Here is a 10,128-nt window from a genome sequence, read left to right as displayed (position 1 = left end):
CGGCCCGCGGCCTAAATGTTGGGGGCCCTCGCATGGGGGGCGGAGGCCAGGGGGGGGGCCATGCATTCTCGGCCGCGCGAGCGCTGCCCCCCGGGGGCCGCCGGTCCCCGGGGGGGCGGCCGGGTTGGGCCTGCGCCGCGCGCTGCTGCAGGCGCTGCGCGAGGCACCGGCCGGCGACTTCGACTTCCTCGAATGTGCGCCGGAAAACTGGATCCACGTAGGCGGCCCGGCAGGCGATGCACTGGCCGAACTGGCGGCGCGGCATCCGCTGAGCTGCCACGGCCTGTCGCTGTCGCTGGGCGGCAGTGCACCGCTGGACACGCAGCTGCTGGCACAGGTTGGCCGGTTCCTGGACGAGCACCGCGTGCCGCTCTACAGCGAGCACCTGAGCTACTGCAGCGACGACGGCCATCTGTACGACCTGCTGCCGATTCCGTTCACCGATGAAGCCGTGCGCCATACCGCCACGCGCATTGCCCGTGTGCAGGACCTGCTCGGCCGGCGCATCGCGGTGGAGAACGTGTCCTACTACCTGGCACCGGAACCGTCCATGGACGAACTGTCCTTCACCAACGCGGTGCTTGCCGAAGCGGACTGCGACCTGCTGCTGGACGTCAACAACGTCTACGTCAACGCCTGCAACCATGGCTACGACGCCGACACGTTCATCGCCGGCCTGCCGGCACAGCGCATCGTCTGCCTGCACGTGGCCGGGCACCTGGATGAAGCGCCGGACCTGAAGATCGACACCCATGGCAGCGCCGTGATCGATCCGGTCTGGGAGCTGCTTGCACGTACCTATGCGCGCATCGGCCCCCGCCCCACCCTGCTCGAACGCGACTTCAACTTCCCCCCATACGCCGAGCTCCAGAGCGAGCTGCAGACCATCCGCCGCCTGCAGGCCGACCCAGCCGGAGGCAGCACGCATGGCTGAAGCGCCGGAACGGCTGCGTGCGCAGCAGCACGCGTTCACCGCCCATCTGCGCGACCCGGACACCGTGGCCGCGCCGGCCGGCATGGAGCCGCGACGCGTAGCGGTGTACCAGCGCCTGCTGTTCAACAACCTGCTGGGTCTGTTGAGCAACGGGTTCCCGGTCTGCGTGCGCCTGCTCGGTGAACCGGGCTGGAGTGCCCTGGTGCGCAGCTACTTCGCGACGCATCGCTGCCGCAGTCCGCTGTTCACCGAGCTGGCTGCCGAGTTCGTGCAGTGGCTGCAGGCACAGCCGCAGCTTCCGCATCCGGCGCTGGCCGAGCTGGCCCACTACGAGTGGGTGGAAACGGCGTTGTACCAGTTGCAGGCCGAGCCGCTGCCGGTGGCCGGCGCGATCGATCCGCGGGTGGTCGCCCTGCAGCGTTCGCCGCTGGCCTGGCCCTTGCTGTATCAATGGCCGGTCCACCGGCTTGGCGCGGACGATGCGCCGCGCACGGCTCCGGCCGAGCCGACCGGCCTGCTGGTCCGGCGCGATGCTGACGGTGAGGTGCGTTTCGCCAGCCTCAGCCCACTGGCGGTGCATCTGCTGGCCCGCATCGGCGAGCAGCCCGGCGCCGATGGCAACACCTACCTGCGGCAGCTGGCACTGGCACACGGGCTGGAGGAGCACGCGTTGGACGAGGCCGGTGCCGCCCTGCTGCAACAGTTCCTGCAAGCCGGCGTAATCGGCCCGATTACGCCGCCGCCCTGACGCCCCACTCCCGGAGATTCCCGATGAACTACCCGATCCTGGCCACCGCGCGTGGCCAGCTGGACCGTCTCGCCCCCTGGTTGGCCCCGCTGGGCCTGCGCGTACTGCTGGCCTGGGAGTACTTCGAATCCGGCCTCGAGAAACTGCACGGCCAGAACTGGTTCGCTGACCTGCAGCAGGCCTTTCCGTTTCCATTCGACCACTTGCCGGCCGCGCTGAACTGGCAACTGGCCACCTGGTTCGAACTGCTGGGTGCCGCCTGCCTGCTCGTCGGTTTCGGCACCCGCTTTGCCGCTGCCAGCCTGCTGGTGCTGACCGTGGTGGCGACCCATGCGGTGCACTGGCCGATGGAATGGCACTCGCTGGGCGACCTCGCCATGGGGTATGCAATCAGCGACCAAGGCTTCGGCAACTTCAAACTGCCCGTACTATTCATGGCGATGCTGCTGCCGTTGCTGTTCGCTGGCGCCGGCAGGCTGAGCGTCGATGCACTGCTGGCCCGGCATGGCGCTGGCGGGGGCACCTGGGCGGGAGCCGGTCCGCGATGCCGCTGATTGGCGCGCCGCCCGCAACGCCCCATCCGGCTGCGCGCACCGGGCGCTCAGGAACGCTCTGCTAGAATCCACGCATGACCGACCCCACCCCCGCACCTGACGTCGCCCCCGTTTCCGCAGTACCGCAGGCGCAGCGTGCGATGTCACAACGCTTCCGTGGCTTCCTGCCGGTGGTGGTGGACGTGGAGACCGGCGGCTTCGACGCCCAGCGCAACGCGCTGCTGGAGATCGCGGCGGTGCCGATCGAGATGGACGAGAACGGCCTGCTCTTCCCCGGGCAGACCGCCAGCGCGCATGTCGTGCCGGCCGAAGGGCTGGAAATCGATCCGAAGTCGCTGGAAGTCACCGGCATCATCCTGGATCACCCGTTCCGGCTGGCCAAGGAAGAGCGCGCCGCGCTGGACCATATCTTCACCCCGGTTCGCGCCGCGATGAAGAAGTACGGCTGTCAGCGCGCAATCCTGGTCGGCCACAACGCGCATTTCGACCTCGGTTTCGTCAATGCCGCCGTCGCCCGGACCGGGCACAAGCGCAATCCGTTCCACCCCTTCAGCGTATTCGACACGGTGACGCTGGCCGGCATCGCATACGGGCAGACGGTGCTGGCACGTGCTGCCAATGCGGCGGGACTGGGCTGGGATGCCAACGAAGCGCATAGCGCGGTGTACGACACCGAGCAGACGGCACGGCTGTTCTGCACGATCGCCAACGCCTGGCCGCGGTAACCGTCAGCGCCCCTCTCGCCGCGCAGGCGTGGGTGCCGACCGTGGGCCGGCACCGCCGGCGCGTCAACCGATGCTCGTGCGATCCCGCCCGTCGCTCTTGGCACGGTAGAGCGCGCGGTCGGCGCGCTGGTACAGCAGGGCCGGGGTGCGGTCTTCGGCCTCCAGTTCGACCAGTCCCGCACTGAAGGTCACCCTCAGTCCATCCACGCCCGCCCAGTCCGGGTGGTCATGGAACAGCCCCCGCAACCGCGCGCACAGCTGCGCGGCTTCCTCCAGCCGGGTGTCGTTGAGCAGCAGCGCGAATTCTTCGCCGCCTGTGCGCGCAGGCAGGTCCGAGTCACGACAGGCCGTGGCGATCACCCGCGCCACCTCGACCAGTACCGCATCACCGGTACTGTGGCTGTAGCGATCGTTGACAGCCTTGAAGTGATCGATATCCAGCACCACCAGGCATAGCGGGTGGCCGCTGCGCTGGGATCGTGCGAAGTCACGCGCCAGGGTTTCATCAAAGCCGCGGCGGTTGGCCAATCCGGTCAGCGCATCCTCCCGCGCCTGGCGCTCGAACGCTTCGGCCTGCCGTGCGAGGCGTTCGGCCAGCTCGGTCTTCTCCTGGTTCACCGCCTGCAGATGGACGGTCTGGGCCTGCAGGTCGAAGGTGGCCTCGTCCACGCGGCGAGCCAGACGCAGGTTGCTGGCCTTCAGCTGCTGCAGCAGGAAGCGGTACAGCGCCACCAGCCCGGCCAGCAGCAGGATGCCGCCCAGCGCCTGCACGCTGCGCCGTTGCCACCAGAACGGCTCCACGCTGAAGCTCCATACGGCTTCCTGCTGGCCCCAGGCGCCACTCGGGTGCGCGGCGGCCACGTGCAGCGTGTAATCGCCCGGTGGCAGGCCAACGAACTCGACGCTGCGCTGTGGACCGCGCTCGACCCAGCCGCTGTCCAGTCCATCCAGGCGCGTGCGGTAGCGGATCCGGTCCGACATCAGGTAGCTCAGGCCGACATAGCTCACCGCGAGGCGACGACCACCGGGAATCAGATTGCGTTCGGCGCCCTCCCAGTGCACCGGCGCGCCGTCCACCTGCACGTTCTCGATCGCCGCTGGCGGTGCCCGCCGTTCGCGGAAGCGCTGCAGGCGCTGCGGATCGACCGTACTCAGGCCCCCCGCGGTGACCACCCAGAAGGTGCCATCCTGGCGCAGGATCGCCGAGGGGCCGGAGCTGCCGTTGGCCTGTGCATTGGCCATGCCGTCGATCTCGTTGTAGCGCTCCACGCTCACCCGCGGCGCGCGGCCGTCGGCCACGGCATTGAGAGTCGCCATGTCGGTGCGCAGCACGCCACGGTTGCTGCTGATCCATACGTTGCCCAGCCGGTCGGGTACCAGCTGGAACACCGCGTCGACCGGCATGCCCTGCTCCAGGCCGACGCGGGCCAGCCGCCCGCCCTGCCAGCGGTACAGGCCACGATCACTGCTGATCCACATCGCGTCACCGAGCTGGTGGAAGCCGAACACACTGCGTCCGCCCCCCAGCGGCGCCAGATCGATCGCCTGCACACGGTTGCCGCGCAGCACGCGGATGCCCTCGATCGTGCCGATCCACAGGTTGCCCTGGTGATCGTGTTCCAGCGCTGTGATCAGCCCGGTCGGCATGCCCGCCACCGGCGACACCTGCACCCGGTCGCCGTCGATGCGCACCACTCCCTTCTGCGTTCCGGCCCAGACCGCCCCGCTCGAATCCACGCTGATCGCGCGGATGTTGCCACCCGGCATGCCATCGTCGGCGGCGTAGTTGTGGCGCAGGCGGCCGTCCCGGGACAGGCGGTAGACGCCGTCACCGAAGGTTCCCACCCAGAGATCGCCGTCCGGCCCCTGCGCCAGGCTCAGCACCGACGGCGCCTTGCCACCGCGGTTGTGCAGCGGCATGGCCTGGAAACGGCCATCGGCATTCTGTCGATCCAGGCCACTGGCACTGCCCACCCACAGCTGGCGGTCACGATCTTCCAGCACGGTGCGCACGTAATCGCCGCTGAGCCCATCGCGCTCGGTGTAGCTGCTGAACAGGGTCTCGCGCAGGCGGTACAGGCCGCCGTTGGCCCCCACCCAGATGCTGCCCTCGTCATCCTCGCGCAGGCTCACCACGCGCCCGCCCGGCAGGCTCAGGCCCGCAGGCAGCCGCTCCAGTCCATGCGAGGAAATCCGCAGCAGCCCCTGGTTCTCGGTGCCCAGCCAGAGATCACCGTGGCGGTCCTGCAGCATCGAGGTCAGGTGCAGCTGGCCCGGCAGCCGGTGCACCAGCACCAGCCGGTCATCCTCGACCCGGTACAGGCGCTCGCCCGCCACGATCCACAGCGCACCGTCCGGCGCCCGGTACGGCCAGGACAGGCCACTGCCCGCGCCCAGCCCCCAGGCGGCGGGCGCGCGCTTCAGCACGCCATCGTTGTCACGCAGTACCAGGCCATCGAGCGTGCCGACCCAGACCCGATCCTGCGCATCCACCACCAGTTTGGTGAAGCTCATCGCCATCGGCAGATCGGCAGCCGGCGCCTGATAGACAAGGCCTTTGTCCGGCGCGAGATAACCCAGGCCCTTGCCTTCGTAGAGCAGCCACAGGCGCCCCTGGCTGTCCATCTGCATCGACTGGATCAGTACCTGCGGGGTATCCGGCTGGTGCTCCCACACACGCCACTGGCCATCACTGCCACGTCGGCTGACATTGCCGCGCGAGTCGCTGATCCACAGCCCGCCCTGACGGTCGACGAACAACGCGCCGATGCCGTTGTCGCGCAGCCCGGGCCGCGTGCTGCGGTCGTACACGGTGAAATCCAGGCCGTTGTAGCGCACCAGGCCTTCCCAGGTGGCAAACCAGAGATGGCCTTCCGGCGTCTGCGCGATGTCGCGCAGCGAGTTGTGCGGCAGGCCGTTGCGCGAGGTCCACACATCGATGGCGTAGTCGCGCAGCGGCGGTGCACCGCTCTGTGCATGCAACGGCAATGCAGCAGCCAGCAGCAGCCACAGAAGGCTGTGTCGCAGCACCGCCCTCCAGTCCCACGCGTGACGCTCCACCCAGCGCCCGTCGTCCCCCTGCCCGCCCATCACCGCAGCAGTGGCGGCCGGGTACTGCGGCCAGGCGGGGCGGCAGGTGGAAATGCCCAGGCAGCGCGGGGCGGCGTGCCGACGGGAACAGGCTGGCTCATCGGGGGGCGTCTGGGGAGATGCGCGAATGATAGGGCAAACGCCAGCCCGCCGCGCCTGCCCAGCCGTGCCCCCCCCTCCCCCGGGCAGCAACGGCGGGCTTTCTGGCTCACCCGTGCAGGCGGTACGGATTTCTGGCGGAAGGGCGTGGTCCGGCACACCTTCCCGAGCCCAGGCGGTGACCACAGGCAGGACCAGAAGACCCCTCGCCTGGCGCCTCTGCGGAGGGACAGCTACGTCCTGTCGCCAGCACGACGCCTGTAATGGGCCACCAGATCCGCCGGGTAGTACTCGTGGTCGCGGAAGCTCGCATCGTCGATGTCGAACAGCATCACGACCAGCGCGGCCTCGAAGGCCCAGTAGCCCCATGTAGCCGCTGTCGTCGTCACGGTGATTCCCGTGCCAGTACACGTTGCGGCTGCCTGCATACCAGCCGTCCAGGAACTTCTTTACGAGCCCGGGCCGGTCCGAGGGTGAGGCGATTGCTTCCATGAGCGGAAGGTAGTGCCGATACAGTAATTGATCGGGGATGGACCTTTTTACTCCGCCCGAAGCAACGGCAACGCTGTCGAGAAGTTTGTCCTTCCCCGTATTGCCTATCAATACCCACATTTCATGCAGATAGTCGCGCGAAGCTCCAACTGCAACCGTGAATGCCAACCACCAAAGGTACTGGACGTATCTATCCAGTCGCAGATCCTCCCACAGAGATCGGATTGCTTGGCCTTCCAAAGGAAGTCCGTCTGCGCATCGCCTGATCCTGACTCTAGCGGCGAGAACCTCGTCCAGATCCGCAGACAGGCCACCGATGTCATCACCCCTCGAGTAACGCATCACCATCACTTGAAGCTGCTTGGTAAAAATGCTGCCTGAGCACTTGAGCGCCCCCTCAGTAGGGTAGCGCCCTGCTCGAATACCAGACACGAAGTCAAGAATGGATCGCGACTGAAAAGCTATTTTTTCCGAGAAGTAGTCATATGACTTCTTGGTATCCCGCAACATCGTAAGCCACCGATTAGATTGATGCTGGACCGACAACGCGTCCGCAGGCTGATCACATCGCCGCCGCGCTCGATTCGTCCCCGCACGCGGTGCAAACATCTGAGCCGCCTGACCATCAGATTCCTGCGCCAGCACGACGCCTGTAATAAGCCACCAGATCGGCCGGGTAGTACTCGTGGTCGCGGAAGCTCGCATCGTCGATGTCGAACAGCATCACGACCAGCGCGGCCTCGAAGGCCCAGTAGCCCATGTAGCCGCTGTCGTCGTCACGGTGATTCCCGTGCCAGTACACGTTGCGGCTGCCTGCATACCAGCCGTCCAGGAATTTCTTTACGAGCCCGGGCCGGTCCGAGGGTGAGGCGATTGCTTCCATGAGCGGGAGGTACTGGCGATACAGCACCTGCCTCCCCGGAACTCTTCCGTCTTCAACCAGCAGTATCGCGATTTCGTCAAAGAGTCGATCCTTTCCCGCATTCCCAATCAGCGTTAGGGCCTTCGCAAGGTAGGTCGAACCCATACCGGCGCTGACCGCGATCGCCAGCCACCAGAGGTGATCGACGTAGTGATCTTCACGAAGATCCTCGAACTGTGCACGATAGTTCTGGTCCTCCAAAGGCAATTGATCACACTGATGCAGAAGCTGCGCACGCGAAACAAGCAGCTGGTTCAGCTCATCATGAAGCAAAACAATAGCGTCGCCCCTTGAGAATCGCATGACCAACCGACGAAGGATGCGACCGGACACGTCCGACGCGCCGAGAACACATCCCTTGGGAGGATAGGCTCGAGTCGCGATTGAATGATCAATACGCGCCACCTCCACGGAGTCATAATCGATCCAATCCGTGAAGTACGGCTCCAGCATCCGGGTGTCACGCTGCGCACTCATGCGCCATCGTCCCACGGGCCGATCAAAGAAACGGTGTCGCCGATTTTTTCCTCACCAATGTATGTCAGGCGGCGGATCCGGGTAGCTGTAGGCCCCATCGATGCCATTCTCTCCCGGACGATACACGCCATCGGTCTTTCCCACTGGCGTCAGGCCCTTGCCCAGCATCGCCTGATGCGCCATCGCCTCGCCGAACGCGGCGCCTGCGGCACGCGTGCGCCGCCCTCGCCATCCATGTGGCCGCTGAGCACTCGGTATCGGGTAGGGGCGCCGTAGTGGCGATGCAGCACCACCTCACCTCCGGCGACCGCGTCGCGGGCGACGAAGCCGCTGGCTGATCGCATCGCCGCCGCGCTCGATTCGTCCCCGCACCCGGTGCAAGCATCTGAGCCGCCTGACCATCAGATACCTGCGCCAGCACGACGCCTGTAATAAGCCACCAGATCGGCCGGGTAGTACTCGTGGTCGCGGAAGCTCGAATCGTCGATATCGAACAGCATCACGACCAGCGCGGCCTCAAAGGCCCAGTAGCCCATGTAGCCGCTGTCGTCGTCACGGTGATTCCCGTGCCAATAGAGGTTGCGGCTGCCCGCATACCAGCCATCCAGGAACTTCTTTACGAGCCCCGGTCGGTCCTGGATCGATGCGACGGCCTTTGCTAGCGGAAGGTACTGGCGATACAGCACGTGATTGGCAGCGGGTCGGCCTGTGTCTCCCAATGCAATCGCAACTCTGTCGAAAAGCTCGTCTTCCCCGGCGTGCTTCATCAAGCCAAGTGCACTTCGCACATAAGAGCCCTCCATACCCGCGGCAACCGAGAATGCCAACCACCAGAGGTACTTTGTGTACCTGTCCGGCCGAAGATCCTCCCACACTGCACGAATCATCTGATCCTGTGCGCCCAAGGCATCGGCGCACAGATCAACGCGCCGCCTTGCAAGCAGCAATTCTTCCAGCCCCCCCAGTACTTCAACCAGATCGTCGCCACGCGAGTAGCGCATGACCATTATCTGAAGGAGCAGGGAAAACACGGAACTCGATGCATTGGCGCGTCCGACGTCGGTGTACCTGTGTGAATCAATACGATCAACGACCTCTGCAACCTCATCCAGCCGGAACTCGATGATTCCAGAGAAATATGCCTTGGATTTCCTGCTATCGCGCATCATCGGTCCAGTTCAACTGGCGTCAGGCCCTTGTCCAGCATCGCCTGATGCGCCCTCGCCTCACCGAACGCGGCACCTGCGGCGCGCGTGCGCGGCCCTCGCCATCCATGTGGCCGCTGGGCACTCGGTATCGGGTAGGGTCGCCGTAGCGGCGATGCAGCACTACCTCACCTCCGGCGACCGCGTCGCGGGCGACGAAGCCGCTGGCTGATCGCATCGCCGCCGCGTTCGATTCGTCCCCGCACGCGGTGCAAACATCTGAGCCGCCTGACCATCAGGTTCATGCGCCCGATTGACGCCTGTAATAGGCCACCAGATCGGCCGGATAGTACTCGTGGTCGCGGAAGCTCGAATCGTCGATGTCGAACAGCATCACGACCAGCGCGGCCTCGAAGGCCCAGTAGCCCATGTAGCCGCTGTCGTCGTCATGGTGGTTCCCGTGCCAGTACACGTTGCGGCTGCCTGCATACCAGCCGTCCAGGAACTTCTTTACGAGCCCGGGCCGGTCCGAGGGTGAGGCGATTGCTTCCATGAGCGGGAGGTAGTGCCGATACAGTAATTGATCGGGGATGGACCTTTTTGCTCCGCCCGACGCAACGGCAACGCTGTCGAGAAGTTTGTCCTTCCCCGTATTGTCTATCAATACCCACATTTCATGCAGATAGTCGCGCGAAGCTCCAACTGCAACCGTGAATGCCAACCACCAAAGGTACTGGACGTATCTATCCAGTCGCAGATCCTCCCACAGAGATCGGATTGCTTGGCCTTCCAAAGGAAGTCCGTCTGCGCATCGCCTGATCCTGACTCTAGCGGCGAGAACCTCGTCCAGATCCGCAGACAGGCCACCGATGTCATCACCCCTCGAGTAACGCATCACCATCACTTGAAGCTGCTTGGTAAAAATGCTGCCTGAGCACTTGA

9 protein-coding genes and 1 pseudogene are annotated in these 10,128 nt (G+C 65.6%); 4 read left to right on the top strand and 6 right to left on the bottom strand.

Annotation, left to right across the window (positions count from 1 at the left end):
- Window positions 1–64: 64 nt before the first annotated feature.
- From ACVOME_RS08950 to rnt, 4 genes are all read left to right on the top strand, one after another.
- Window positions 65–934 carry an HvfB family MNIO-type RiPP peptide maturase gene (locus tag ACVOME_RS08950; RefSeq protein ID WP_481504995.1) on the top strand — a complete coding sequence of 290 codons (870 nt, stop codon included), beginning with the start codon at window positions 65–67 and terminating at the stop codon, window positions 932–934.
- The gene (locus ACVOME_RS08945; RefSeq protein ID WP_128987826.1) at window positions 927–1,682 is read left to right on the top strand and encodes an HvfC family RiPP maturation protein; all 756 of its coding nucleotides are present in this window, start codon (window positions 927–929) and stop codon (window positions 1,680–1,682) included. Before ACVOME_RS08950 ends, ACVOME_RS08945 begins: the two co-directional genes overlap by 8 nt.
- Window positions 1,683–1,705: 23 nt before the next feature.
- On the top strand, window positions 1,706–2,236 hold the full coding sequence (locus ACVOME_RS08940) for an HvfX family Cu-binding RiPP maturation protein (protein ID WP_111185747.1): 531 nt from the start codon (window positions 1,706–1,708) through the stop codon (window positions 2,234–2,236).
- A 140-nt stretch (window positions 2,237–2,376) separates the two neighbouring features.
- Window positions 2,377–2,961: a ribonuclease T gene (gene rnt / locus ACVOME_RS08935; RefSeq protein ID WP_053518226.1), complete on the top strand. Its 585-nt coding sequence runs from the start codon at window positions 2,377–2,379 to the stop codon at window positions 2,959–2,961.
- Between the two features lie 63 nt (window positions 2,962–3,024).
- Here the strand turns inward: rnt and ACVOME_RS08930 are convergent, their stop codons facing one another.
- From ACVOME_RS08930 to ACVOME_RS08905, 6 genes and pseudogenes are all read right to left on the bottom strand, one after another.
- Complete coding sequence (locus ACVOME_RS08930; protein ID WP_111185749.1) at window positions 3,025–6,051, bottom strand: ligand-binding sensor domain-containing diguanylate cyclase; 3,027 nt, start codon at window positions 6,049–6,051, stop codon at window positions 3,025–3,027.
- 332 nt (window positions 6,052–6,383) lie between these two features.
- On the bottom strand, window positions 6,384–6,539 hold the full coding sequence (locus ACVOME_RS08925; RefSeq protein WP_481504994.1) for a PoNe immunity protein domain-containing protein: 156 nt from the start codon (window positions 6,537–6,539) through the stop codon (window positions 6,384–6,386).
- A gap of 55 nt (window positions 6,540–6,594) precedes the next feature.
- A pseudogene (locus ACVOME_RS08920) lies at window positions 6,595–6,762 on the bottom strand (hypothetical protein); the annotation flags it as partial.
- A gap of 505 nt (window positions 6,763–7,267) precedes the next feature.
- On the bottom strand, window positions 7,268–8,041 hold the full coding sequence (locus ACVOME_RS08915; protein ID WP_197601367.1) for a PoNe immunity protein domain-containing protein: 774 nt from the start codon (window positions 8,039–8,041) through the stop codon (window positions 7,268–7,270).
- A gap of 401 nt (window positions 8,042–8,442) precedes the next feature.
- Window positions 8,443–9,210: a PoNe immunity protein domain-containing protein gene (locus ACVOME_RS08910; RefSeq protein WP_128987823.1), complete on the bottom strand. Its 768-nt coding sequence runs from the start codon at window positions 9,208–9,210 to the stop codon at window positions 8,443–8,445.
- Between the two features lie 277 nt (window positions 9,211–9,487).
- Entirely contained in the window at window positions 9,488–9,859 is a 372-nt protein-coding gene (locus ACVOME_RS08905; protein ID WP_481504993.1) for a PoNe immunity protein domain-containing protein, read from the bottom strand.
- Between the last annotated feature and the right edge of the window lie 269 nt (window positions 9,860–10,128).

It is taken from the genome of Stenotrophomonas sp. STEN008 (genome assembly GCF_056760435.1).
The sequence above is the reverse complement of the archived record's forward strand: the minus strand, read 5'-3'. Positions and strand labels throughout refer to the sequence as shown.